The sequence below is a fragment of the Pseudomonas sp. NCIMB 10586 genome (assembly GCF_023127895.1).
Taxonomy (GTDB): Bacteria; Pseudomonadota; Gammaproteobacteria; order Pseudomonadales; family Pseudomonadaceae; genus Aquipseudomonas; species Aquipseudomonas synxantha_A.
This window is the reverse complement of sequence record NZ_SPKQ01000029.1, coordinates 1-25,338: the sequence shown is the minus strand read 5'-3', so window position 1 is coordinate 25,338 and position 25,338 is coordinate 1. Positions and strand designations below refer to the sequence as shown.

At 60.2% G+C, this 25,338-nt stretch carries 24 protein-coding genes; 6 read left to right on the top strand and 18 right to left on the bottom strand.

All coding sequences use genetic code 11. The features are described from left to right. Positions 1 to 142 precede the first annotated feature (142 nt). Complete coding sequence (locus E4P01_RS12420) at positions 143 to 580, bottom strand: DUF3995 domain-containing protein (RefSeq protein ID WP_005787763.1); 438 nt, start codon at positions 578 to 580, stop codon at positions 143 to 145. Positions 581 to 673: 93 nt separating this feature from the next. On the opposite strand from E4P01_RS12420, the gene E4P01_RS12415 reads away from it, so the two are divergent. Further along, positions 674 to 1,063: a DUF2946 domain-containing protein gene (locus tag E4P01_RS12415; protein ID WP_078821145.1), complete on the top strand. Its 390-nt coding sequence runs from the start codon at positions 674 to 676 to the stop codon at positions 1,061 to 1,063. 94 nt (positions 1,064 to 1,157) lie between these two features. Beyond that, the gene (locus E4P01_RS12410) at positions 1,158 to 3,278 is read left to right on the top strand and encodes a TonB-dependent receptor (protein ID WP_216091244.1); all 2,121 of its coding nucleotides are present in this window, start codon (positions 1,158 to 1,160) and stop codon (positions 3,276 to 3,278) included. A 121-nt stretch (positions 3,279 to 3,399) separates the two neighbouring features. Here the strand turns inward: E4P01_RS12410 and E4P01_RS12405 are convergent, their stop codons facing one another. Beyond that, on the bottom strand, positions 3,400 to 4,407 hold the full coding sequence (locus E4P01_RS12405) for an ABC transporter substrate-binding protein (protein ID WP_078821143.1): 1,008 nt from the start codon (positions 4,405 to 4,407) through the stop codon (positions 3,400 to 3,402). Between the two features lie 131 nt (positions 4,408 to 4,538). Next, the gene (locus tag E4P01_RS12400; protein WP_177327419.1) at positions 4,539 to 4,988 is read right to left on the bottom strand and encodes a hypothetical protein; all 450 of its coding nucleotides are present in this window, start codon (positions 4,986 to 4,988) and stop codon (positions 4,539 to 4,541) included. A gap of 780 nt (positions 4,989 to 5,768) precedes the next feature. On the opposite strand from E4P01_RS12400, the gene E4P01_RS12395 reads away from it, so the two are divergent. Together E4P01_RS12395 and E4P01_RS12390 are read left to right on the top strand one after the other, a co-directional pair. Then, positions 5,769 to 5,999 carry a hypothetical protein gene (locus E4P01_RS12395; RefSeq protein WP_005787750.1) on the top strand — a complete coding sequence of 77 codons (231 nt, stop codon included), beginning with the start codon at positions 5,769 to 5,771 and terminating at the stop codon, positions 5,997 to 5,999. Positions 6,000 to 6,070: 71 nt separating this feature from the next. After that, positions 6,071 to 6,307: a DUF2789 domain-containing protein gene (locus E4P01_RS12390; RefSeq protein WP_078821140.1), complete on the top strand. Its 237-nt coding sequence runs from the start codon at positions 6,071 to 6,073 to the stop codon at positions 6,305 to 6,307. Between the two features lie 7 nt (positions 6,308 to 6,314). On the opposite strand, the gene E4P01_RS12385 is transcribed toward E4P01_RS12390, so the two are convergent. The 13 genes from E4P01_RS12385 to iolC form a co-directional block, all read right to left on the bottom strand. Further along, positions 6,315 to 6,518, bottom strand: coding sequence for a hypothetical protein (locus E4P01_RS12385; protein WP_005787746.1), 204 nt, complete (start codon positions 6,516 to 6,518; stop codon positions 6,315 to 6,317). Positions 6,519 to 6,717: 199 nt separating this feature from the next. After that, positions 6,718 to 7,122 (bottom strand): TraR/DksA C4-type zinc finger protein, encoded by a 405-nt coding sequence (locus E4P01_RS12380; protein WP_003191666.1) that lies wholly within the window; start codon positions 7,120 to 7,122, stop codon positions 6,718 to 6,720. 361 nt (positions 7,123 to 7,483) lie between these two features. Further along, entirely contained in the window at positions 7,484 to 8,506 is a 1,023-nt protein-coding gene (locus E4P01_RS12375) for an ABC transporter permease (protein ID WP_003191668.1), read from the bottom strand. Between the two features lie 26 nt (positions 8,507 to 8,532). Further along, positions 8,533 to 10,086, bottom strand: coding sequence for a sugar ABC transporter ATP-binding protein (locus E4P01_RS12370; RefSeq protein WP_032876169.1), 1,554 nt, complete (start codon positions 10,084 to 10,086; stop codon positions 8,533 to 8,535). A 65-nt stretch (positions 10,087 to 10,151) separates the two neighbouring features. Beyond that, positions 10,152 to 11,087 (bottom strand): sugar ABC transporter substrate-binding protein, encoded by a 936-nt coding sequence (locus E4P01_RS12365; protein WP_032876172.1) that lies wholly within the window; start codon positions 11,085 to 11,087, stop codon positions 10,152 to 10,154. 49 nt (positions 11,088 to 11,136) lie between these two features. Beyond that, the gene (locus E4P01_RS12360; RefSeq protein WP_005787736.1) at positions 11,137 to 11,313 is read right to left on the bottom strand and encodes a hypothetical protein; all 177 of its coding nucleotides are present in this window, start codon (positions 11,311 to 11,313) and stop codon (positions 11,137 to 11,139) included. Between the two features lie 108 nt (positions 11,314 to 11,421). Then, a complete protein-coding gene (locus E4P01_RS12355) occupies positions 11,422 to 12,468 on the bottom strand; it encodes a Gfo/Idh/MocA family oxidoreductase (RefSeq protein WP_216091243.1) in 1,047 nt (348 codons plus the stop codon). Positions 12,469 to 12,562: 94 nt separating this feature from the next. Further along, positions 12,563 to 13,573 carry a Gfo/Idh/MocA family oxidoreductase gene (locus E4P01_RS12350; RefSeq protein WP_216091242.1) on the bottom strand — a complete coding sequence of 337 codons (1,011 nt, stop codon included), beginning with the start codon at positions 13,571 to 13,573 and terminating at the stop codon, positions 12,563 to 12,565. A gap of 19 nt (positions 13,574 to 13,592) precedes the next feature. Beyond that, on the bottom strand, positions 13,593 to 15,524 hold the full coding sequence (gene iolD / locus E4P01_RS12345) for a 3D-(3,5/4)-trihydroxycyclohexane-1,2-dione acylhydrolase (decyclizing) (RefSeq protein ID WP_216091241.1): 1,932 nt from the start codon (positions 15,522 to 15,524) through the stop codon (positions 13,593 to 13,595). 10 nt (positions 15,525 to 15,534) lie between these two features. Then, positions 15,535 to 16,350, bottom strand: coding sequence for a TIM barrel protein (locus tag E4P01_RS12340; protein ID WP_005787730.1), 816 nt, complete (start codon positions 16,348 to 16,350; stop codon positions 15,535 to 15,537). Between the two features lie 26 nt (positions 16,351 to 16,376). Then, positions 16,377 to 17,165 (bottom strand): 5-deoxy-glucuronate isomerase, encoded by a 789-nt coding sequence (gene iolB / locus E4P01_RS12335; protein ID WP_078821134.1) that lies wholly within the window; start codon positions 17,163 to 17,165, stop codon positions 16,377 to 16,379. Between the two features lie 3 nt (positions 17,166 to 17,168). Next, positions 17,169 to 18,056, bottom strand: a complete 888-nt coding sequence (gene iolE / locus E4P01_RS12330) for a myo-inosose-2 dehydratase (protein WP_148853672.1) — start codon at positions 18,054 to 18,056, stop codon at positions 17,169 to 17,171. Positions 18,057 to 18,163: 107 nt separating this feature from the next. Beyond that, complete coding sequence (gene iolC, locus E4P01_RS12325; RefSeq protein WP_216091240.1) at positions 18,164 to 20,101, bottom strand: 5-dehydro-2-deoxygluconokinase; 1,938 nt, start codon at positions 20,099 to 20,101, stop codon at positions 18,164 to 18,166. A gap of 284 nt (positions 20,102 to 20,385) precedes the next feature. Between iolC and E4P01_RS12320 the strand changes: the two genes are divergently transcribed. Continuing rightward, on the top strand, positions 20,386 to 21,294 hold the full coding sequence (locus E4P01_RS12320) for a MurR/RpiR family transcriptional regulator (protein ID WP_032876193.1): 909 nt from the start codon (positions 20,386 to 20,388) through the stop codon (positions 21,292 to 21,294). A 7-nt stretch (positions 21,295 to 21,301) separates the two neighbouring features. Here E4P01_RS12320 and E4P01_RS12315 read toward each other — a convergent pair whose 3' ends face one another. Continuing rightward, positions 21,302 to 22,714, bottom strand: a complete 1,413-nt coding sequence (locus tag E4P01_RS12315; RefSeq protein ID WP_078821131.1) for a PLP-dependent aminotransferase family protein — start codon at positions 22,712 to 22,714, stop codon at positions 21,302 to 21,304. A gap of 92 nt (positions 22,715 to 22,806) precedes the next feature. Here E4P01_RS12315 and E4P01_RS12310 point away from each other — a divergent pair, with 92 nt between their 5' ends. Then, entirely contained in the window at positions 22,807 to 24,042 is a 1,236-nt protein-coding gene (locus tag E4P01_RS12310) for a multidrug effflux MFS transporter (protein WP_216091239.1), read from the top strand. 101 nt (positions 24,043 to 24,143) lie between these two features. Here E4P01_RS12310 and E4P01_RS12305 read toward each other — a convergent pair whose 3' ends face one another. Then, on the bottom strand, positions 24,144 to 25,049 hold the full coding sequence (locus E4P01_RS12305) for a hypothetical protein (protein ID WP_005787714.1): 906 nt from the start codon (positions 25,047 to 25,049) through the stop codon (positions 24,144 to 24,146). Positions 25,050 to 25,338: the final 289 nt, after the last annotated feature.

The window sequence follows — 25,338 nt, the reverse complement described above, 5'->3', positions numbered from 1 at the left end:
CAGCATCCTGGTCGGCCCCGAGGCCGCCATCGGGAGCAAGCCCCCTCCCACATTTGGATCTCGATTTGTCAGGTAGATATGTGCAGGCTGTCCGACCGTCACGAGAGCAAGCTCCCTAGCCACAGGTATGGCGCCGAGACCATCAGGTCCAGGCCACCACCAACAACCCGGCACCCAACACCAGGCACAACGGCGAGTACAGGTACGTATCCAGGCGTGCAAACCGAGAGTTGCCGACCTTCTTGAAAAAACCTACCAGCTCCGAATCGCCAATCGCCCGGGCAAACATCAGCACCGCAATCGCACTGATGCCCCACTGCAACGCACCATGGGACACCGGCGAGAAATACAGCCCGGCGCGCAGGCAAACCAGCAAGGCAATCGCTACCAGCCCCATCGCGACCAGAAAGGTGCCCAGCGCCGACGGCTTGAACGCCGGTCGCGGCCCGCTGGCAAATTCGCCAGGCAGTTGCGGAATCGCCGCCAGGCTGCCGAATTTGCCACCAGCCGCCCAGTAAAGATGCACCATGCTGATAAAGGTAAAAACCCCGACAATCCATCGCGCAATGACAAAACTCATGGCGGACGCTCCCGAAAAATGTGGGAATCAGGATAGTCGCCCTGAGATTTTTTGCAGGCATTTCGTCGGCCGCTGATGGTAAAGTGCCGCCCCATGAAACTCGCCCGTGCCGACCGCTCGCTCATTGCCTGGATGCTCTACTGCTGCGTCCTGTTCAATGTGTTCGCCTGCAGCATTGGCCATGGGCAGATGGTGGGGATGCAGCTCAACGGCATCAGCGGCCAGTTCTGTACGGTGGACCCGCGTACCCAGGCGCCCCTGCCAAGCAATTCCACGGATGAGAGCCTGCCAACGCTGTCAAAGGCGTTCGGTTGCCCGTTGTGTTCGACCGGCGGTATGGGCCCCGCGCTCAACAGCCACCTGAACGTGGCAGTCTTGCCACAACCCCACGCGCCGCCAGCGGCGGTCGTGCTTGCCGCTGACATCCCTGCCCGTTTCACCTGGCCCACGGCTAACCCGCGCGCGCCACCTGCCTTCGCCTGATCCCTGCGCTTTCTGATCTGCATTGCCGACCGTTTCCGTGAGGAAGGACGGGTGGCTGTGCGTTGTTTTCAAGCCAAGTTTTCAGGATTCAACCATGAAACATTTACCCCTGTTGGCGGGCCTGTTCGGCTGCCTGCCTGTTTGCGCCTTAGCCCTTGAGCTGGCGCCGACCACCATTGAAGGCGGGCAAAGCGTTGAACCCGGCCTGGCCCTGGATCAATCCAGCGGCATGGCCTCGCGCCTGGGCCTGAGCCTGCGGGAAACCCCGGCGTCGGTGGCCATCGCCAACCGCAACGATATCGAGCGCCATGGCGCCAGGACCTTTCGCGAGGCGGCCAATACCCTGCCCGGCGTCAACGCCAGCGCGCCGCCCGGGTTTGGTGGGTTTATCTCGTACCGCGGGTTTACCAGCAGCCAGATTACCCAGATGTTCAACGGCATCAATGTCGCCACGGGCCTGTCGCGGCCGGTGGATGCGTGGATCTACGACCGTGTGGAACTGATCGGCGGCCCCTCCTCCCTGATCAACGGCGCCGGCTCCGTGGGCGGCTCGCTCAATTACGTGAGCAAGTTGGCGACCCGTGAAGAACAGGCCGCAGAAGGCCAACTGACCTATGGCAGCTACGACACCGCCGGCATGGCCTTCGGCCTTAATCACGCGCTGACCGAGCCCGGCGCCGACGTGCAGCATTACGCGCGACTGGATGTGAGCCGCAACACCAACCACAGCCACATCGACCGCGCTCAACGGGATGCCTGGAGCGTGGCGTTTTCCCTGCTCAGCGACCTCACGCCCAACCTGTCCCACACCCTGGCCCTGGAATATCAGGATGAGCATGAGGACAGCCCGTATTGGGGCACACCGGTGCTCAATCCCAAGGCCGGCGAACTGAAGATCGACAAGCACAACCGCTTCAACAACTACAACGTCGCCGACGGACGTTATGAGCAGCGTACGATCTGGGCGCGCTCGATCATCGACTATCGGATCAACGACAGCACCACGCTGAAAAATACCCTCTACCACCTCGACAGCCAGCGCGATTACCGCAACCTGGAGACCTACCAGTACAACGCCGACAACAGCGCCGTTAACCGCTCCACGGCCTATCAGGTGCGGCATCAGGGCGAACAGAACGGCAACCAGTTTGAACTGCGCCATGACAACAACCTTTTCGGCCTCTCCACAACCTGGTCCGGCGGCTTTGAGTACAAGGTCAACAGCACCACCGGCCATCCACTAATCAAGCCGGGTAACAGTACGGTTGACCCGAACAACTACAACCCGGGGCACTTCTATGACATCCCCGGCATCAAGCCGGGTTTTGCCAAAGCCACGACTAACCAGGTGACCACCAAGGCGCTGTTCGTGGAAAACCGCCTGGGGCTGACGGATAAGCTCTCGCTGCTGACCGGCCTGCGTTATGACGCCATTGACATGGACGTAACCAACCACCGCGCGACCACCACCCCACGGCACTTCAAGCGCAGTTGGGAGCCCGTGACGGGACGTGTAGGCCTGACCTATCAATTCATCCCGTCAGCCAATGTCTACGTGCAATACAGCACCGCCGTGGAACAGCCCAATACCACCACCCAGGTGTTCGACGTGTCCACCGGCAAGCAGTGGGAGATCGGCAGCAAGTTCGATTACCTGGACGGTCGCGGCTCGGCAACGGTCGCCGTCTACAAGATCGAACGCGAAGACTTTGCCGTCACCGACCCGCAGGACCCCACCAACAGCATCCCGGTGGGCGCGCAGACGTCCAAGGGTATCGAACTGGCCAGCTCACTGCGCATCACGCCAAGGCTGCTGGCCGAAGGCAACTTCGCCTGGGTGGATGCCGAGTACGATGAATTCAATGACAAAGTTGCCAGCGGCGCCGTGGTATCGCGCAAAGGCAATACGCCGACCAATGTGCCCAAGCGCGTGGGCAACCTGTGGTTGACCTACGACTTTTCCGAGGACTGGCAAGGGGGGGTGGATGCGCGCTATGTCGACCAGGTGTATGCCGATTATGCCAACACCCAGACAGTGCCGGCTTACACGCTGTTCGGTACGTTCCTGCGCTACAAGCTCGACGCCCGTACCTCGGTGACCGGGCGGGTGCGTAACTTGACCAATGAGGTGTATGCCGAGTTTGCGCATGTGTCGCCGGCGTATTACCTGGGTTCGCCGAGAACGTTTGAGGTAGCGGTGCAAACCAAGTTCTGAGCCTGAAATGCAGTCAACTGTGGGAGGGGGCTTGCTCCCGATAGTGGTGGTTCAGTCAATGCATATGCAAGCTGATACACCGCTATCGGGAGCAAGCCCCCTCCCACATTAAGACTATCGGTTACTTGAGACTCGCCTCAACCTTCTGGGCTACATCGGGCGTCAACCACGCCTTCCACACCTCAGGGTGCTCCTTGAGGAACGCCTGGGCCACGTCCCGTGGCGCGGTGTGGTTTTCGCTCATCTTCGCCAACGCCTTGTTAAGCGGCTCGATGGGGAACTCGACTTTTTCAAAGAACTGGGTGATCTGCGGATATTGCTGCTGGAACGGCGTCGATACGCCAATGCTCAATTTGGATGCCAGCGAGCGCGTAGGCTTGGGGTCCGTGTTGTCCGCGTCGGTCAGGGTCTTCCATGCATCGGCATCAAACGGCGGTTCTTCCAGCTGGATCAATTTATAGCGCCCCATCAACGGGGTGGGTGACCAGTAATAGAACAGCACCGGCTTGCCCCGGCGGATCGACGAGGCAATCTCGGCATCCAGCGCTGCGCCCGAGCCGCTGCGGAAATTCACGTAAGTGTCGTCCAGGCCATAGGCCTTGAGCTTCTGTTTGTTGACCACTTCGGACGTCCAGCCGATGGGGCTGTTGAGAAAGCGCCCTTTGCCCGGGGATTCCGGGTCTTTGAATACATCCTTGTAGCGCGCCAGGTCCTGTACGCTTTTCAGGTCCGGCGCCAGGGCCTTGAGGTTTCTGGACGGGTCGCCCTTGACCACATATTCCGGCACCCACCAGCCTTCAGTGGCGCCTTTGACCGTGTCTCCAAGCCCTACCACTTTGCCTTCGGCTTCAGCCTTGACCCAAACAGGGCTGCGGCCCGCCCACTCTTCGCCGATCACCTGGATGTCGTTCTTGGCCAGGGCGGTTTCCAGGGTGATGGTGGTGCCAGGCAAGGTGTCGGTGGGCAAGTCATAACCCTTTTCGACGATAAAGCGCAGCACTTCGGTGATCAGGCTGCCGCTTTCCCAGTTGAGGTCGGCAAAATGCACCGGTGCCTGTGCAGCCGATACCGGCAGTGACAGACTCAGGGCCGTCAGTGACGCGGCCAGCAGTGACTTCAATCCTCTCATGCCTTTGCACCTCGCGTTCTCGCAGTCATGGCAAACGGCTTTGCCGCTAATGCGCGAAGCCTCTGAATAGTTAAGTCAACTCAACTGTAGTAGAGGTTCCGAAAGACAAAGGTGCACAGCGTATTTATCGGTTATTCGCTGGCCTTGAACGTCACCAGTTCACCCTTGCGCCACTTGGCGGCCTTGCCCGTCACGGCCTTGAGAGTTTTGGTCAACCCTTCCTGCAATTGTTCATGGGCGGCAAATACCAGCATCACGCTATGGCCTTCCTTGAACACAATGCCCTGGCCTTCGTTCGACGATACAAAGGCGTAGTCGCCGAGGCCGTAAACGGTCAACTTGATATCGCGAAACTTGAGTTCGAACTTTCCACCTTCGCGGCTGGGTAAAACAGCCGCACGGAAATGGTCGCCCACCTTGAGTTCCAGGCGTGGCTTGTCATCCACGACCAGTGCCGCTTCGGTATCGATCTCGGCGATGTAGATGCCTTCCGGCGTCTGTTCAGTGACGTAGACAAACCGGGATTGAAACTGTTTGACCAACTTTGCGCGCAAATCACCCAGCACGAATAACGCGTGCATATCCAGATTACTGACTGCCAAGGAAACGCCCCCACATCAAGAAAGCGCTGGCCGCCGAAGCGGGCAGCACAAAAAAACGGCCGTTACGGCACGATCACACATTCGTCAAAAACCTGAAGATAACCCGCAGGACTCGTACACCCAGCCGCGGTGGACCTAAAGCAAGGTCAGCCGGTGGCACAGCAAATCACAGGTTCAACGACCCGAGAATACGAGTCGACCAACTTCAGAGAATAACCCAGTCAAAAGTGCACTTTCCGACACCCGAAACAAAAAATACACGGGCATGGAACCAGTTGCGAACTACCGACGACAATACTAAAACAGCAAGCCGGGTCAAAACCACCCGAAACGCCAAACACAGGCTAACAAGATCGATCGACAGGAGCTGAGCATGCAACGACGTCAACACAATGCTACGTCCTTCCACACTCGTTCATCATGTCCAGACGAACGCCAATACTACTGCTTGCATAACCTTGATGGGTACTCCCATTCGGTTATTTACCAAGTGGTACCGGCCGGAAAGAACTTTTTCCACATTCTTGAAGTGCCCAGTGGCAGGATCAAGGGGTTTCGCAGCGACCACAATAAAGCCTGTGAATTGGCCAAAATGCTTGAAGCCAGGCTGCATGCCCTTTGCGGGGGACTCGTTTCGTCACCTGGGTGACTTTACTGCGCCTGCGCCCCTCAACAACTGCCATACTGGCCCGTCCATTGAAGTTTGCCCCGTGCGGGTCAGGTTTCATCAGTGCAGTTACCTTGAAGGGAAGGCTATACGTGACGGAATTTGATATTGGCGAATTTTTTATCCACGGCGATGCCAGGGAAGTAGACGGAGAGTTTCAAGCAGTCATTATCATGCGGGCCAAACCACCGCTGACCACTGTGACCGCGCACCAGGTAGAAAAAGACCGTTGGTTCAAGACTGTAGACGCCGCTGCCTTTGCAGCAAAAGAAGCCGCAAAAGCCCTGAAAACCGCCGTGGATTCGGGTGCTCTCAATTCCTGACACCTCGATAGAACTCTAACGCGCCTCAAGCCTCCCATACACAACGATCCTCACTTTGTATGGAGTACCCAATGGACGCGCCAATCCCCACGCTCGAAACCCTGTTTGAACAACTGGGCCTGGACTCAACCCCTGAGGCCATTGATGCCTTCATCGTCGCGCATCCGTTGCCCGAAGACGTGAAGTTGATCGATGCGCCGTTCTGGACGCCCCAACAGGCGCAGTTTCTTAAGGAAGAACTGCGTGAAGACGCTGAGTGGGCCATCCCGGTGGATGAGTTGAATCAGCGCCTGCATCAACCTCACTAGCACGGTCTCAATGCAGGCTGTCTGACTGTTCCATGCGCAACAGCGCTTGCCAGGCAGCCTGACACTCCTGCGCCTCATCGCGACTGGCAAAAGCGGTGCCGCGCTGTTCACCATTGAGCAACACTACCCAGCAGGCTTTCTGACCCAAGGCACGCAGGGTCTCAGGTACACCGCTGCCGATCATCACGGCCACATCGACTTTGTTTTGCATGGAAGTTCTCCGTAGCATTAGTTAGCTGCCTAACAATGTTGGCCATGCTACGGTTTTATTCCAGTTGGAAAAAGCTATCCTGGGAATAGCTTCATTGCATAAACAGCAACAATCCATCGCGCCAGACGCGGGCCGGATGATCTCGGGAGGTTGTTGCAGACGGGGCAGCCAGCTCACTGGCAGGCCCCTATTCAGCACATCAGGCTTGACGCTGATGCTTGTCGATCTGCTCGTGGCGCTCTTGGGCTTCGATGCAGTACTTGGTGGTCGGGCTGATCAGCAGGCGCTTGAGGCCGATCGGCTCGCCGCTGTCATCACACCAGCCAAAAGAATCTTCCTTGATGCGCTCCAGGGCGCGCTCAAGTTGCGGCAGCATACGCTGGTCGCGGTCGATGGCATTTACCAGCCAGGTGCGCTCTTCTTCGACGGAAGCCGCGTCAGCCGGGTCCGCCGGGGTGTCCAGGCTTTCAATGGCGATGCGGTTCTGTTCAATGCGCTCGTGGTGTTCCACCTTCATGTCTTGCAGCAACTTCTCGAAAAAAGCGTGCTGTTCGGCATTCATGTAGTCATCCGCCGGCATGGCCAGCAACTTTTCCTTTGTCATTGATTTCTCTATAAAAAATACGTGCATTAAGGCGAATAAGGGAGCGTTCCGCAAGGCCTGTGCAGGTCTCGGAAGGGCGCCGTCCATTTCAAGCGCCACCCGGCACTCAATTTACGAGGGGCGGCAGTCTAAGGCCGACTTGAGAGCGCAGCAACTGAAAAGACAGGCATTTTTTCCCAATTAACCCCCAAAGGCACCAGGACGGGCTTGGCGAACGGTCATCGGAGTGCGTTTATAGCAAGAAATTCAAGTTTGTGGAGCTATATAGAAGACAAACGGTTGAAAGTGGCTGATCCCGGGCTAAATGTGGGAGGGGGCTTGCCCCCTCCCACATTTGATCTGAGTCGGCCCTTGGATTCACTCAGCGCTTGAGCTTGCGCTTGTTGCGGTACTGGTCGATCACCACTGCCACCACGATGATCAGGCCCTTGATGATGTCCTGGATATACGCATCCACCCCCACGAAGGTAAACCCGCTGGCCATCACGCCGAGGATCAGCGCGCCGATCACGGTGCCGGTGATGCGCCCCACCCCGCCCGCCAGGCTGGTGCCGCCGATCACCGCAGCGGCAATCGCATCCAGCTCGTAGGACATGCCCATGCCCGCCTGCCCTGTCGCGGCACGGGCCGAGGCCACCACGCCGGCCAGGCCCGCCAGCAGCCCGGCGATGCTATAGACGATGATCAAGTGGCGCTTGACGTTGATGCCCGAGGTGCGCGCCGCCTGCATATTGCCGCCGATGGCGTAGGTGTACTTGCCGTACTTGGTATAACGCAGAGCAATATGGAAGATCACCGCCACCACCAGGAAGATGATCACCGGCATGGCACCATGGCCGATGGCCGTGTAGGAATCCGAGAGCATGCTCACCGGCTGGCCTTCGGTGTAGTAACGCGCCAGGCCACGGGCCGAGACCATCATGCCCAGGGTCGCGATAAACGGCGGGATGCCGGTCACCGCGATAATGCTGCCATTGATCGCCCCTGCCAGCAGCCCCACGCCCAGGCCCATCGCCACCGGGATCCACACCGGCAAGTCGGTCAGGGACGGAAACACCGCCCGGGAAAAATCCGAGGTCTGCGCCAGGCTGGCAGCGATCATCGCCGACAAGGCCAGCACCGAGCCTGACGACAAGTCGATCCCCGTGGTGATGATCACCTGGGTCACGCCGATGGCCAGCAGGCCAATGATCGAGACTTGCAGAATCATCAGCACCAGGCGCTGGGAGTTCATCAAGAAGCTCTGGTCGCGCACGATCCAGCCGAACAGTTCAAACACCAGGCCGATACCGATCAGCACCAAAAAGATGCTCAGCTCGGTGGGCATGCGTCGACGATTCTTCACCGGTGCCGTCGCCGGCTTGTTGTCTGTTATTGCGTTCATAGCCCATCACCTTCTTATTCTGTAGATCAGTGGACCGCAGACATGCCGGAGGCCAACTGCATGACTTTTTCCTGGGTGGCCTCGGCACGATCCAAGGTGCCCATCAGTTCGCCTTCGTGCATCACCATCACCCGGTCGCTCATGCCAAGCACTTCGGGCAGTTCCGAGGAAATCATGATCACCGCCATGCCTTCGCTGGCAAGAAAGGCGATCAAGCGATAGATCTCGGCCTTGGCGCCCACATCGATACCGCGGGTCGGTTCATCCAGGATCAGCAGCCTTGGGTTGGTCATCAGCCAGCGTGCCAGCAGTGCCTTTTGCTGGTTACCGCCCGACAAGGTGTCGATGCATTGCTCCAGGGACGGAGTTTTTACTCGCAGCTTCTTGCACATCTCTTCGCACAGGCCGCGCAGGGCCTTCTGCTGGATAAAGCCGCTGCCCGAATAGTGCGGCAACACCGCCATCTCCATGTTTTCCAGCACCGACAGGCACGGGAACAGGCCGCTGAGCTTGCGATCTTCGGTCAATAGCGCAAAGCCTTTCTCGATGGCCATGTGCGGGTCGGTAATGCGCACCGCCTTGCCGTCCAGGGTGATTTGCCCACCGGTGCTTGGGGTAATGCCAAAAATGGTTTCCGCCACATTGGTACGCCCAGAGCCCATCAGGCCGGCGATACCGAGAATCTCCCCGGCGTGCAGGTCGAACGAGACGTCCTTGAACACGCCGTCCAGGCTCAGGTCGCGCACCGACAGCAGCAACTCACCTATCGGCGTCTCGCGCACCGGGAACAACTGGCTCAGCTCACGCCCCACCATCATCGAGATCAGGCTGTCGCTGTTCATGCTGTCGGCACGTTGCAGGCCTATGTACTGGCCGTCGCGGAACACCGCCACTTCATCGGCGATGGCGAACACTTCGTTCATTTTGTGCGTGATGTAAACGATGCCTTTGCCCTGGGCCTTGAGGTCGGCAATGATCGAAAACAGGTGGGCCACTTCCTTGTCGGTAATGGCCGAGGTGGGTTCATCCATGATCAGGATGTCGGAGTCGTACGAGACCGCCTTGGCAATCTCGACCATCTGCCGTTCGGCGATGCTCAGGTTGCCCACCTGCTCTTCAGGGTCGAGGTTGATGCGCAGGCGCGCCAGCAACTCGGCGGTGCAGCGATGCATTTCGCGGTGGTTGACCATGTGCAGGCTGTTGAGCTGCTCGCGGCCGATCCAGATGTTCTCGGCGATGCTCATATGGGGCATCAGGTTGAGCTCCTGATGGATCATGGCGATCCCGGCCTTTTGCGCCGCCAGCGGCGTTTCGAAGGTAATAGGCTTGCCACGCAGGCGGATTTCCCCGGCGTCGGGCTGGTAGATGCCGGCGATGATCTTCATCAGCGTCGATTTACCCGCGCCGTTCTCGCCCATCAATGCCAGCACCGTGCCGGGGCGCACCCGCAGTTGCACATCGTCCAGGGCGACAACACCGGGAAAGCCTTTGCTGATGTTGAGAATTTCCAGCAGGTAGGGTTCGTCCAGCGGCAACGGCTGGATGCCCGGGGGCTGCGAGGCAGCGGCTTGAGCAAGCATAGGGAGGCACTCCATCTGCAGGGCGGCCGTGACCGCCCTGCCGGCTTATTGTTGTTGTGTCAGGGCTACTTGAAGTCTTTGACGTTGTCCGGGGTGATCAACTGGAACGGGATCACCACGTTCTGCTCCACCGGCTCTTTTTTGGCCATCTTGCGCGCCGCTTCCACGGAACCCACCGCCTGGCCCTTGGCGTCCTGGAACGCCGAGGCGGCCATGTCACCCTTGGTGATCGCGTTCAAGCCATCCGGCGTACCGTCAACACCGGCAATCAGCACGCTGCCTTTTTCCTTGCCGGCCGATCGCAGGGCCATGGACGCCCCGATCGCCATCTCATCGTTGTTGGCCAGCACCGCATTGAAATCACGCCCCTGGGTCAACCAGTCGTTGACCAGGGTCATGCCCCGGTCACGCAGCCAGGCGCCGGTCTGCTCCTGCTCGATCTTGATGTCCGGGTACTTGGCCAGCACTTCCTTGACACCCTTGGTGCGGTTGGTGGTGGAGTTGTTCGCCAGGTCACCCAGCAGGATCACGATCTTGCCCTTGCCGCCGAGTTTTTCGGCGATGTATTGCATTTGCAGGCGCCCGGCCTCGACGTCATCGGAGGTCACTGCCACCACGTCCTTGGGCAAGTCTTTCTGGTCCGGGCGGCGGTTGACGAACACCAGCGGAATGCCCGCCTTGGTCGCAGCCGCAATGATGTTCTTGGTCGAAGCGGTATCGACCGGGTTGACGATAATGGCGTCGACTTTCTGGCTGATAAAGTTCTCGACCTGGCTCAATTGCTTGACCACATCGGCCCGCGCGTCTTCAAACTGCAATTGCACGCCATCGCCCTTGGGGTAGGACTTGGCTTGCTTATCCATGTCTTCGCGCAGGTAGGTGAGGAAGGTGTCATCGAACGCAGACATCGTGACGCCCACCTTCAGATCGGCGGCGCCGGCAACGCCACTGGCCAGCAGCATGGACAGGGCCAGCGCGGTAAAACGGATCGGGGTCTTCATGAACGGTCTGTCTCCACTTTCTTGTTGGTTTTTTTCGACGTTGCGTTTATCAGGACTCGGCTGTCAGTCGCACCACTGGCGCCCCTGGAATGCAGCACACCAGCGCGCCCTGGTTTTCGACGCACAGCACGTTAAGGAAGGAGAAGTAGAACGGCCGGGCGCGGGGCAGTCCGCGTGGCGCTTGGGCGGGGCGTAAAACTCGAAGTACAGCGTTGAAGATTTTCATCTGACGGTACCTGGTTGTTTTTGATCTTGTTTTTGTTGAGTCGCCCGCTGGGTCCGGGACGTACTTTATGCAACCTGGAAACGACTGTATTAGAAAATAATTTCCATATCAACCTGTTTTAGAATTTAATTCTATTTTTGTCGAAACCACTTGCTGGCGCTCGGCGCTCAGGCGTGCGGCGTCCAATATACGGGTGGTTTCCAGCGCGTCATAGGCGCTCACCGGCAGCGGTCCCTGCCCTTGCACGGCCAACTGCAACTGGCGATAGAACTGTGTCCAGCAGCCCTTTTCCGACGGCACCCGCTCACGCTCCGAGCCTTGTTCGAACCAGCCCCAGCGTCGATGCTCCTCCGCGCCCCAGTGCTCGCCTTCGGTCTTCGGCGATTTACCGGCGATCAGCGCTTCTTCCTGGCCATCCAACCCTTCGACGGTGTAGCAACCCAAGGTGCCACTGACACGAAAGCGCGGCGCCTGGCTGTTCTGCAAGGCGTTGCCCCACAGGTGTGAAATCACGCCGTTGGCGTGGCTCAGGGAAACAAAAAAGCCGTGATCCACGCTGGGGTGTTCAGGGGTGTAGTGCAGTTGGGCGAACACTCGGTCCACCGGGCCGAACAGTTGCAGCGCCTGATCGACCAAGTGGCTGCCCAGGTCACGCAGCCACCCGCCGCCGCTGGCATTGCCCACGGCTTGTGGGCTGTAGCGTTCTACACGAGATTCAAAGCGGGTGATGGTGCCCAGGGCACCGGCATCGATGAGTTTGCGCAGAGTCAGGTAATCCGAATCCCAGCGCCGATTCTGGTAGACGCTGAGCAGCGAGCCCTGGCGCTCGGCGGCAGTGATCAGGGCTTGGGCTTGTTCGGCGTTGGCGGCAAAGGGTTTGTCGCTGACCACCGCCACGCCGTGTTCGATGGCTTCCAGTACCAACGCCGGGCGACCTTTGAGGGTGGTGGAAATCACCAGGGCCTCGACGCCGGCTTCGACGATCTGGCCGATGGAGTCGAAGGCCTTCACGCCTGGTAGATCGGTACTTAATTGCTGGCGACGCTCCGGCGAGCGTGTGACAACGCCCACAAACGTCGCACCAGGCAACGTCGCAATCAGCGGCGCATGAAAGAAGCGCCCTCCGTGGCCATAGCCGACTAGTCCAATTCGCATGATTCACTCCTGCTTTGAAGTGCAAACACTGTTCAAATGTGGGAGGGGGCTTGCCCCCTCCCACATTGACCAGGTTCCACCTGTGAGATTGGGATCAGCCGTAGAAGTGTGGGCGATCCGGCAAGCTCACCGGCACAATCTGCTCGCTGCCCTGGGCTTGAATACACGCATCCGCTGCCACCGCCGCCGCAAACCCATCCCAGGCTGACGGGCCACCGACCTGCCCGGCCCGCACGCTGTCGATAAACGCCTGCAACTCCACGTCATAGGCACCGATAAAGCGATCCTTCCAATCCATCAGGATCGCATTGGACAGCTTCGCGCCACTGCGCAGTTGCACTTGAGAGGGCTCCGGCAGTTTGGCGATACCGGTCTCCCCTACCACTTCACACTGGATGTCGTAGCCGTATTGGCAATTGACAAACACCTCCACATCGATACGCGTGCCCTTGGCGGTTTCCAGCAGCACGATCTGCGGGTCGCGCAGGTGGGCCAGGGCCTTGCTGGTCTTGCGCGGGAAGACCACCTGCACGGACACATAGTCGTCATTGAGCAGCCAACGCAGCACATCCAGTTCGTGGATCAGGGTGTCGGTGATCGCCATGTCGGTGTTGTAATTCTCGCCCACCGTCGGGTTACGGTGCGCGCAATGCAGCATCAACGGCTCGCCGATCTGGCCGCTGTCGATCACGGCTTTCAAGGCGCGATAGCCTTCGTCGTAGGGGCGCATGAAACCCACTTGCACCAGGCGCTTGCCATGGGCCACTTCGGCCTCGACGATCTTGCGACAACCTTCGGCGGTGACCGCCAGGGGCTTTTCACAGAACACCGGTTTGCCGGCGGCGATGGCGGCCAGCACGAACTCTTCGTGGCTCGGGCCCCACGACGTCACAAGGATGGCTTCGACCTCTGGCGAGTTGATCAGCGCATGGCCGTCCGGGTACACCTCGGCGTCCAGCTTCAAGTCCGCCACCACCTGCGCGGCCTGCGCAAGGTTGATATCAGTGACCGCCACCACCTGGCTGTTGAGCAAGGTCTGGCTGCAACGACGGATATGGTCCCGGCCAATGGCGCCCGTACCAATCACTCCAAGCTTCAAAGACATGTAAACACTCCTCTTGTTGTTAGTACTGCCGGGCCTTGGCCAGGTGCTCATTGAGTTTTTTTGCCGCTGCATTCGTGCGTTCACTGGTGGACACCTGCGCCACACCTACCCGCCACCACGACAGGTAGCCGTGGACCATGGTCTTGGGCAGCACCTTGATATCGATCAGCGTCGAGACGGTTTGTGTGCGCGCATCGGCCAGGGCCGCTTCCAACTGCTCTACCGTACTGACCTTGTAGGTCTTGCAACCATAGGCCGCCGCACTCATGGCGAAATCCACCGGCACCAGGCCGCCGTCGAGCTTGCCGCTCTCGGGGTTGCGGAAGCGAAATTCGGTGCCGAAGCTGTCCATGCCATTGCCGATCTGCAGATTGTTGATGCAACCGAAGGCCATGTTGTCGAGCAGCACCACGTTGATCTTGCGCCGTTCCTGGATCGAAGTGGCCAGCTCCGAGTGCAGCATCATGTAGGAGCCGTCACCGACCAGGGCGTAGACCTCTTTGGTCGGCTCGGCGAGCTTCACGCCCAAGGCGGCATTGATCTCGTAGCCCATGCACGAATAGCCGTATTCGACGTGATAGGTATTGACGCCCTTGCTGCGCCAGGCGCGCTGCAAGTCCCCGGGCAGGCTGCCGGCGGCGGCGACGATGATCGCATCGTCGGCCAGCGCCTGGTTGAGCACGCCCAGTACGCGGCTTTGGGTCAGGCAGGAGCCGGTCAGCTCGATAAACTCGCGCAGTACGGCGCGGTCCAGAAGGTCGTCAACTTCCGGCACGAAATCATCGTCTGAGTATTGCACCTGGTACACGCGATCCACTTCGGCATTCAGTTGCGCCTTGGCGTCAGCGATCTGCTCGCCCCAGCCGGAACGGTAATCGCCGAGGGCATCGGCCAGCGCTTCAAGCGCGACTCTGGCATCCGCCACCACTTGCACACCGTCCAGCTTCAACGCGTCGCAGGCGCTGACATTGAGGTTGAGAAAAGTCACCTCGGGGTGCTTGAACAGCGATTTCGACGAGGTCGTGAAGTCGGTATACCGCGTGCCGATGCCGATGATCAGGTCCGCCTCGGGGGCCAGCAGGTTCGCCGCCAGGCAGCCGGTTTCGCCGATGCCGCCGACGTTCAGTGCATGGCTGGAGACCACCGCGCTTTTACCGGCCTGGGTTTCGGCAAAGGGAATCTCAAAGCGCTCGGCAAAGGCTTGCAGCGCCGCATTGGCGCCGGAGTACCTCACCCCGCCGCCACAAATGATCAGCGGTTTGCGCTTGCCGCGAAACGCCGCCAGCGCATCGCCGATCATCGCGGCGGTGGCCGGGCGCCGGTCGATACGGTGCACGCGCTTTTGCAGGAAGTAGTCGGGATAGTCCCAGGCCTCGGCCTGCACATCCTGGGGCAACGCCAATGTCACCGCGCCGGTTTCGGCAGGGTCGGTGAGCACGCGCATGGCGTGGATCGCCGCCGTCATCAACTGTTCGGGGCGGTTGATGCGGTCCCAGTATTTGCTCACGGCGCGGAACGCGTCGTTGGTGCTGATGCTCAGGTCGTGGAACTGCTCAATCTGCTGCAGCACCGGGTCGGGCTGGCGGCTGGCGTAGACATCGCCGGGCAACAGCAGCAGCGGTATGCGGTTGGCCGTGGCGGTGGCTGCGGCAGTGAGCATATTCGCAGCGCCAGGGCCGACCGAGGCCGTGCACGCATAGATCTTGCGGCGCAGGTGCTGCTTGGCAAACCCGATGGCGGCATGGGCCATGCCTTGTTCGTTGCGGCCCTGGTGCACCACCAGGTCGCCGCTGTCCTGCTCAAGCGCCTGGCCAAGGCCCAACACATTGCCATGCCCGAAAATAGTGAACACCCCGGCAACGAACTTGCTCTGTACGCCGTCGACTTCGATGTATTGGTTATCCAGAAACTTCACCAGGGCCTGGGCCATGGTCAATCGTGTGGTGCTCATGTCGCGCCCCTTATCGTTTTTGCAGGTGGGCGATGCTTGCCCCCAATGCCTGCCGGATATCCGCCAATCCATGCACGCTTTCGGCAAACGGCTCGAACGACAGATAGCCGCTGTAGCCGGTGCTCAGCAAGGTGTCGATCTGCGCCGCATTCCCGAGAATATCGTCCTCGCCGACCAGCACGCGGTGGCCGTCGCGGATTGAGTCAAGCGGCGCCTCGCGGTCTTCCACCCCGGAGATATGCACCAGCCCGGTCAGCTCCGGGAAGAACTCATGCTCGCCGGCCAAATGATGGTGAAAGGTGTCATGCACCACACGAAACACATCCAGGCCACCGATGGCCTTGATTGCATCCACTGCCACGCGCTTGCGGCGCAGGGCGGATACTGCGAAGCCCAGGGGTTCGATGAAACCGAGAATCCCGTACTCACGCAGGATCAATGCCAGTTCGCTCAACGCGGTGCGCAAACCAGCGGCGCGCTGCGCGTCGTTACGCGTATCGCCAGGCTGATTGAACGGGCACATCACCAGGCCCTGGGCCCCGCACTCACGGGCGTAGGTGGCCAGTTCGATTGCCTGAGCGCGGCGTTCGTCGTTCCACACATCAAAAGGGTACAGCGCGTTGATCGACAGCACCTTGATGCCCTGCGCCGCGCACAACTCACGCACACGGGCGGCGGACATGCCGTATTCGATTTCGCGGTTTTTGAGGTCGTTGCGAATCTCGATGGCATCGCACTGGAGGGCTTTGGCCAGCTGGATAAAATCCGCCAGGGGCAAGTCAGGCGCGACCATACGGTTAAGGGCAAAACGTAGCGGCGACTTCATTGTTGTTGTTCTCCGTCCAAAACCGTTTAAAGGTCCAGCAGCCAACTGTGCTGCGGGTCGTTATGGAAATGCCAGGCGCGCTTGGGGCCGGCCATGACATTGAGGTAATAAGACTCGTAGCCATACGGCACGCTGACCGGGTGATACCCCTTGGGCACCACCACCAGGTCGCTGTTTTCCACGGCCATGGCCTGGTCGATGCTGCGGTCGTCGGTGTACACGCGCTGGAACACAAAGCCCTGGGGTGGATTGACCTGGTGGTAGTAGGTTTCTTCCAGAAAGCTCTGGTGCGGCAGGTCATCGGTATCGTGTTTGTGCGGCGGGTAACTTGAGGAATGCCCCGACGGTGTGCGCACTTCCACCACCAGCAGCGAATGGGCCGGCTCGCTGTCGGGCAGGATGTCGCAGACGTAGCGGGTGTTGGCGCCTTTGCCGCGCACACTGCGTTTGCACTGCTCGGGGCGGATCAGGCGCGGGGCAAAACCCGCCGCACCCGGCGCCGCACACACGGCAATCTGTACATCGCTCAGGGCCGTGACCTGGGCGTCGATGCCCGGCGGCAAATAGGCGGCGAACGGTGATTTGTCTTCGAACACCGACTGGCGATCACCCAGGTTCTGCCAATTGAAGCCTTCGCCTTCGATATTCACCCGACCGCTGAGCAGCACCAGGCACAGCTCCTGATCGCCCGCGCTGACCGGCAAGGTTTCGCCCAGGCTCAAGCGGTAAGCGGCGAAGCCTACGTACTCCAGGCGCCCCGCCTCCAGGGCAACCATGGTTTGCCCGCGTTTGCTGCTTTTGACCAACAAGCTCATCACTCAAACCCTCTCGTTGAGAAGCGCACGCAAGGTGTCATAGCCCTTTTTCGCGTAGATATAACTGGGCGCCACGGCCGGGTCCTGCTCGGCTTCCACCACCAGCCAGCCTGCGTAGTTCGCAGCCAGCAGCACGTCCAGTAACGACGCAAAGTCGATATCGCCGTCCCCTGGCACGGTGAAAGTGCCGTTGACGATGCAATCGGGAAAACTCCACATCTGATTGCGCGCCAATTGCACCACGGGTTTGCGCACGTCCTTGAAATGCACATGGCAAACGCGGTCGATGTGCTTGCGCAACACCTCGATGGGTTCGCCGCCGCCCATGTAGCAGTGGCCCGAATCGAACAGCAGGCCGACTTCCGGCCCCGTGCGTTTCATCAACTGGTCAATGTCTTCGGGAGACTCGACGTAGGCGCCCATATGGTGGTGGTAGGCCAGGCGCACGCCTTGAGACAAGGTGAAACGCGCCAGCTCGGTGAGCTTGTCGGCGTACGCCTGCCAGGCCTGTTCGCTATGAAAACGCGGACGTTCTATCAGGCGAATGCGTGAACCCTGGATCGAATCGGCGACTTCGCCGTACACCAGTACGTTGGCACCGTTTTGTTTGAGCAGTTCGACATGGCCGGCAATGGCCTCGATCTCCTCGGCCACCGAACGACGGGCCAGGCGGCTGGAGTACCAGCCCGAGACCAGCGCCAGGTCATAGGGACGCAGCACGTCGCCGACGCCCTTGGCATCCTTGGGAAACTTGCCATTGAGTTCAAAACCTTCGTAGCCGATGTCCTTGCCTTCACTCAGGGCCGTGCTCAGCGGGGTTTCACCGCCAAGGGCCGGGAGGTCGTCGTTGCTCCAGGAGATCGGGTTGATGCCAATTCGGATTGCGGGCATGGCTGCACCTTTTATTGTTTTCTCTAGAGATCACTGAGATCTGCTTTATGTGGGAGGGGGCTTGCTCCCTCCCACATTGGATTGCATTGCACATTTGGAATGTGTGACTAAATTCGAGCACTGCGCCAGGCGTTGATGAGTTGTTCGAAGGTAGCCTGTACCTGCTGGATCAAGGTCTCATCATCGATCTCCCCCGCCATCCACGCCCGGCTCGGCTCCTGGAAGATCGTGCGGCCGACGGCAAATCCGCGGCAGGTGGTGCTCAGGCGGGCTTGCTGAAAACCGTCGGCAAGACATTCAGCCGACGCGTTCAGGCCAAGCAGCACCACGCCACGGCAGTATGGGTCGCGCTCCTGGATCAGTTCGTCGAGCTTTTTCCAGTCGGCGGCCGACTGCGCTTCGATCTTCCACCAGGCCGGGTAGATGCCCAGGTTGTACAGGCGCTTGAGGCTGCGATACAAAACGTCGGGATAAGTGGAGGGGTGATCCTTGGGCGGGATGACTTCCAGCAGCAGTTCATGGCCGCTGACGATGGACGCCTCATACACCGCCTTGAGCTGCGCCTCCTGTTCCAGGCGCAGCATAGGTTCGTCATCGGGGTGAAATTGCACCAGGCATTTGATGATCTGTTCCTGGGGCCAGGCAATCAGGTTGCTGCCCACCGAGCGACCGTGTTCGAACGCCAGAGGCCGTGAGTTCTGCACTTCGACCGGGCGGGCAATCCACCAGCCTCGGCCGCTGGCGGCATTGAGGGCATCCTGGCCAAAACGCTGATCGGCAAGCAGGCCCACGTCGGCCTCGATGCCCTGCTCGGCGAGCTTGGTCTCCACACGTTCGATGGCCTGGATAAACAGCTGCTTGATGGCGCTGATTCGCGTCAAGTCCTGGCCGCCTTTTTGCGCCAGGTCCACCAGCTGCCAGCGGTGGTCGAAGGCAAACACGAACAGTTGCTTCCAAGCCTTGCGCGGCACCGTGACGCGGTGCAGGCGCTGCAGGGTCGCATCCTGATCGGGACGGGTGATCGGCACCGGGCTGTTGAACAGGTAATCGAGTTCGGCGGGCGTGGGCATGGCCGGCGCACAGGCGTGCCGCGAGACCACCAGGCCGCCACAGGCATTGGCCAACTGGCTGCAACGCTCGTCGCTGGCGTCGTTGAGCCAGCCACTGAGAAAGCCTGACATGAAGGCATCGCCAGCACCCAGCACATTAAGCACTTCAACGCGCACACCGGGATAGATAGCCCCGTCCTCCAACCGCGCAGGGATCTCGCCGTGGATCACCGTGCAGCCTTGCGGGCCGAGCTTGACCACCAGGGTGGCGGGCGTCAGTTCGCGCACCGTGCGCAGGGCGGTGAGCAGGTCTTCACTGCCACCGGCGATGAGGAATTCTTCTTCAGTGCCGACGATCAGGTCGAAACGCGCCAGGATTTTCTGCACATGCTGGCTGACATTCTGGTCGGCAACAAAACGGGTTTCGCCATCGGCCTTGCCCGCCAAGCCCCACAGCACAGGGCGGTAGTCGATATCCAGCACCCGTTTGACGTTGTGTTTGGCTGCGTAATCCAGCGCCTGAATGCTGGCCTTGTACACACCGTCGGTGGAGAAATGCGTGCCGGTGATCAGCAGCGCCTTGCTCGATGCAACAAAGGCTTCGCTGATGTCTTCGGCGCGCAGGGCCATGTCGGCGCAGTTTTCGCGGTAGAACACCAGGGGAAAGGTTTCACGGTCTTTGAGACCCAGCAGCACCAGGGCGGTGAGGCGTTCGGGGTCGACCTTGATGCCGCTGACATCGCAACCTTCGCGGGCCAGGGATTCGATCAGAAAACGGCCCATATGGTCGTCGCCCACCCGGCTCAGCATCGCCGACTTGAGCCCCAGCCGGGCAGTGCCGAAGGCGATGTTGGCGGAGGAACCGCCGAGGTATTTGGCAAAGCTGGACACATCCTCAAGCCGCGCACCCACTTGCTGCGCGTAGAGGTCGACGCCCAGGCGCCCCAGGCAAATCAGATCCAATTGACGCCCACTGGCAAAACGAGTCTGGCCCATGCTGGCTCCTGTTATTTTTATCAGCCTGCGTTGTGCCGCCGTAGTGGCGGCAAACGCTCTTGGTGGGAGCAGACTAGAACGTCCGACGGCGGCAATCAATATTTATTCCATAATTATTTTTAGTGGAATATATTTTCCAATACGTCAGCATAGCGGCACGCCAGCGCCCGTGCATCGTTTCAGCAGGCCACGCGGGCCGTGATGCCGAGGTATTTTTTTGCGCCTACCCTGTAGACTTGCGCCACCCATCAGCGCATCAGACGAACACGCCAGAAGGATTGCCCATGTCCCGCACCGATCCCGAGACCACCCTGGAAGCAACTGTCGCCAGCCCTCCGATCAATGCCGAACGCCTGTTGCAGCTGATCACCGACGAATACGAAAGCCTGCCGCGCCAGCTCAAGCGCATCGCCAGTTACATGAGCCAGCAGAGCGACCGGATCATGGTCGATCGCATCAGTGACATCGCCCGTGAATGCGAAGTGCACCCCTCGGCCATCGTGCGGTTTTCCCAGCGTTTCGGCTTCAGCGGTTTCAGTGAAATGCAGGCGCTGTTTCGCGAGGCCTATACCCACAAGACCACACCGGTGCAGAACTACCAGCAGCGCATCCGCAGCATGATCGCCAACAAGTCGCAGAAAGCCAGCGGCGGCGACCTGGCGCGTGAGTGTGTCAACGCCACCCTGTCCGGCATCGAACGCCTGGGCCTGGAACTGGACGATGCGGCCTTCGAGAAAGCCGTGGACCTGGTGGTCAATGCCGACAACATCTACGTGGTCGGTGTGCGCCGTTCCTTTGCCGTGGCCGACTACCTGGTCTACAACCTGCAGCACACCAACAAGCGCATCCACCTGATCTCGGGGCTAGGCGGCAGTTATCGCGAGCAGATGCGCAGCGTGCGCGCCAATGACCTGGTGATTGCCATCAGTTTTACGCCCTACGGCAAAGAGACCCAGCACTGCCTGCGCATTGCCCAGCATCACCAGGCCAAGACCTTGATCATCACCGACAGCAACCTGTCGCCGCTGGCCAAGCGCGCGAATGCGGTGCTGTTGGTCAATGAAGGCTCATCGTTTGCCTTTCGCTCGCTGAGCGCCACCTTGTGCCTGTGCCAGGCGTTGTTTATTGCGGTGGCCTATCGGTTGGAATTGAAGGTGGATGAAATTCATGAGCAGGTCGGGTTCGACGACTGACGCGCTCCTACAGCAATTGCGCCAGAGCCCGGCCGTGGAAGCGGATCTGCGCGAGGGTCAATGCGGTGTAGCCGACAATCACGGCGGGCGGCAACGTTACATCGACACAAAACTTGCCCAGTGGCTGCAAACTCAGCCCGGCGTCGGCGGCACGGGCGCAGAAATCCGCCTCTGGCACCCCTGCCGGTAACCACAGCACAAAATGCAGCCCGGCCTGCTCGCCAGTGACCGTGACGTCCGGCGGGAGGCAGGCGAGCAGGGCATCACGCCGCGCCTGATAGGCCTGACGCGAAGCGCGCAAATGCCGCACAAACGCACCGCTGCCAAGAAAGTCCACCAGGCCCGACTGATCGCTGGCGCCCACCGAATGCCCGGTCAGTTGCAAGGTGCGCAGCAGTGACGGACGCAGGGTTTTGGGCACCACCATGAAACCGACTCGCAACCCTGGAAACAGGTTCTTGTTAAAGCTGCCGCAGTAGAGCACGCGGTCGTTCGCATCCAGGGACTTGAGCGCGGCCAAAGGTGCGCTGTTGTAGTTGTACTCGCTGTCGTAGTCGTCTTCGACCACCCAGGCATCGGCTCGACTTGCCCAGTCCAGCAGCGCCAGACGGTGCGACACCGACAGGGTCACGCCCAGCGGGGCCTGGTGCGCGGGGGTGACATACACCAGTCGTGCGTGGGCAGGCAACTGAGCGGTATCGAGCCCTTCGGCGGTGACCGGGATCGACTGCACCTGTGCGCCGGCCAGCTTGAACAGACGCCGCGCCGGGGTGTAGCCGGGGTCCTCGACGCAGGCCAGGTCACCCGGTTGGAGCAGCGTGCGGGCGATCAGGTCAAGGCCATGACGAATACCCGTGGTGACAATCACTTCATCCGCCTCGCAGTGCATGCCGCGATAACTGCGCAAGTAATCCGCAATGTGCTCACGCAGGGCCGGCAGCCCACCAGGATGCGCGGCCTCCAGTACACCAGGGCCTGCGGCCAACAACCCACGGGCGACGCAACGCGCCCAGGCTTTCAGGTCGAACAGGCCGGCATCCGGGCGCCGTGCGACAAAGGGCACATGGCTCTGTACCCCGGCGTGGGGTGGGTCGGGGTCAACCGGGCGGCGCAGCATTTGTTTTGACGCCGGGGCCGCAATGAATTGCTCGGGAATCACCGCGCGCACCCGCGTGCCAGAGCCCGCCACGCGCTGCACATAGCCTTCGCTGTGCAAGCGGTCGAACACGACCTCAAGGGTGCCGCGCGAAACCTGCCAGCGCTCGGCCAGGCTGCGGGTCGATGGCAAACGGCTGTCGGCCGGCAACTGCCGAGTCAGGATCGCCCCCCGCAAAGCCTCATAGGCGCCCTGCTGTTTACCCTCGCCCAAGTTGTCCGGGCGCGGCAAGTCAAGGTTGGAGGCGGCTTTTCCTCGGCTCATAGTGGTCCAATCCTTCCATGCACAAGTGGTTCTGCGGATTAAACCACAACGCCGCTAGAGTCCGGGCTCTACCCCTCGCGAAGTAACCGCCCATGACGCAACGCATTCTCGCTCCCTGGTTCTGGCTAACGCTGCTGACGGTCCTGGTGGGCTTGCCGCGCCTCACCCTGGACCTGCACTTGCCCGCCCTGCCCGCTATGGCCGACTACTTCCAGACCTCCGATAGCCAACTGCAGCTGGTACTGACGCTCTACACCCTCGGATCGGCGATTTCCTTGCTGGTCAGCGGCCCGCTTACCGACCGCTTCGGCCGGCGTCCGGTGTTGCTGGCCGGGTTGACGATGTATGTACTGGCAACCCTCACCTGCGCACTGGCCGACAGCCTGAGGGTATTGATCATTGCGCGGCTGTTCCAGGCCCTTGGCGGGTGTTGCACCACGGTAATAGGCCGGGTGATCGTGCGCGACTATTTTGCCCCACAGGAGCAGGCGCGCTTGCTGGGGTTGATCTCCATGGCAATGGCGGTCTCGCCCATGGCCGCGCCGGTGCTTGGCAGCGTGCTGTTGCCCCTCTTGGGTTGGCGGGGTTTGTTTGTTTTGCTGGCGGTGATTGGCAGCCTGTTGTGCCTGGTGGTCCAGCGCCGCCTGCCGGAAACCCGTCCGCCACAAGTGGCCGCCGCGCCACCCACCCACTTGCTGAGCATCTACGGCCAACTGCTGCGCGACCGCTATTTCCTGCGTTATGCCTTGGCGATCGGCTGCGTGTACAGCACCTATTTTCCGTTTATCAGCGAGTCTTCGGCGTTGCTGCAACGCGGCTTTGATTTATCGCCGAGCGCCTACGCCCTGGTATTTGCCGCAACGATCAGTGGCTATATGTTCGGCGCCAACCTGTTCCGCCGCCTGGTAGCGCGGTTCGAGGCAGACCGCTTGATCAGCTTCGCCATCGGCCTGAATGTGCTGGGCAGCGTACTGCTTGCGACGGCCACGACACTGCTGGCGCAGGATTGGCTGGCGATTGTGTTGCCGATGGTGGTGATCATGGTGTCGGTGGGGCTGACGATGCCCGCCTGCCAGTTGTCGGTGTTGCAGCCCTACGGCGCGATTGCCGGTACGGCGTCGGGGTTGTTCTTTTTTATTCAGATGTTTGTGACGGCTGCGAGCAGTTGGGCCACCGGGCTGCTATCGGATGGTACTGCACAACCGTTGGTAATCATGACATCGCTGGCCAGCACCTTGCTGGTCATCAGTTGGCTGACGTTGCGCAAAACGAAAAGTGGGAAGGAGCAAAGCCCTTCCCACCCTTTACCGAGCCAGGCCCGGGTTTAGTGCATGAAGATCGCGATCAGAATGATCACCGGAATCGGCACGCCGAGGAACCACAGCAGTAATGAGCGCATGATGCTTTCCTTAAATGAATGGGCCTTGAATTAACGAACGTAGTTTTCGGTTTCGACGTACACCACGGCATCCCGGCGGCGACCGCCGAAGGTGGCAGCGAAGCTGGCGAAGAATGCACCGATCAACAGCGCCACGAAGGTCCACAGCGAGGTATAGGCAGCCACTTTCGCGGCGGTCTCGGCGGCCTGCTTGGCTTTGAGCTTGGCGTCTTCGATGGCTTTACGGGCATCGCCGTACACTTTATCGATACGCGCTTCGGCATCCGCCTGGCTGAGGTTGGTACGCTGGGTGATCAACTGGGCCAGGTAGGCACGGTCTTCGGCGGCCAGTTGACCGTCATTGCTCAGGGTCCGGGCGAAGATACGGCCGACCACGGCATGGGCCGCATCGTCGCTGACCGCGGCTGGGCGGTCATCGCGGAACAGGCTGTCGACGTAGTAGCCGAAGTCGCCGCTGTCGGCACCTTTGGCTGCGCTGCCGGCTGCTTGGGTCAAGCCACTGGCGGCGCCCGACGCAACGCTGGCACCGGCTTTCACACCACCACTGACGACACTGCTGACCGAACCGACCACCAGCATTGCCGTGATCAATGTGGCCACGGCCCACGCCAGGAAACCATGGGCGGTATCGCGAAAGTACACTTCATCGCCATGCATGTTGGCCCACTTCACCCGCAAGCGGCCGGCGATGTAGCCACCCAGGCCCGAAGCGACGATCTGGGTAAAGGCCAGCCAGACAATCGTGGAAATGCCAAGGCCCTTGGCACTGATACCGCTATCGGCCCACGGCGACACCGCCGAAAAGCCCAGGCCGAAGCCCAGCAGCACCAGAATCAGTGACAGCGCAGCCGCCGCAGCGGCCCCGGCGAAGATCGCCCCCCAGGAAACCCCGGAGAGCGTGCTTGACTCTTGCAGCGCGGATGAGGATGTGATCATTGTTGTTTTGCTCCAGGCATGAAAAATAGTGTTACAAGTCTCAAAAGGGACAGTGCAGGCACCATGCCAGTCGGCAAATAATTTAAATTCCTTGTATTTCAATAAGTTAATTAAATTGAACTTACTAAAGTCATGCAAGTTGCAAGAAACGGCCGTTAAGGGCGGGCGATATGCATTCATGTGGGAGGGGGCTTGCTCCCGATAGCACTGTGTCAGTCAACAAACTCTTGCCTGAGACACCGCTATCGGGAGCAAGCTGAACTGGTCCAGTGATTTCGGACATTCTTTT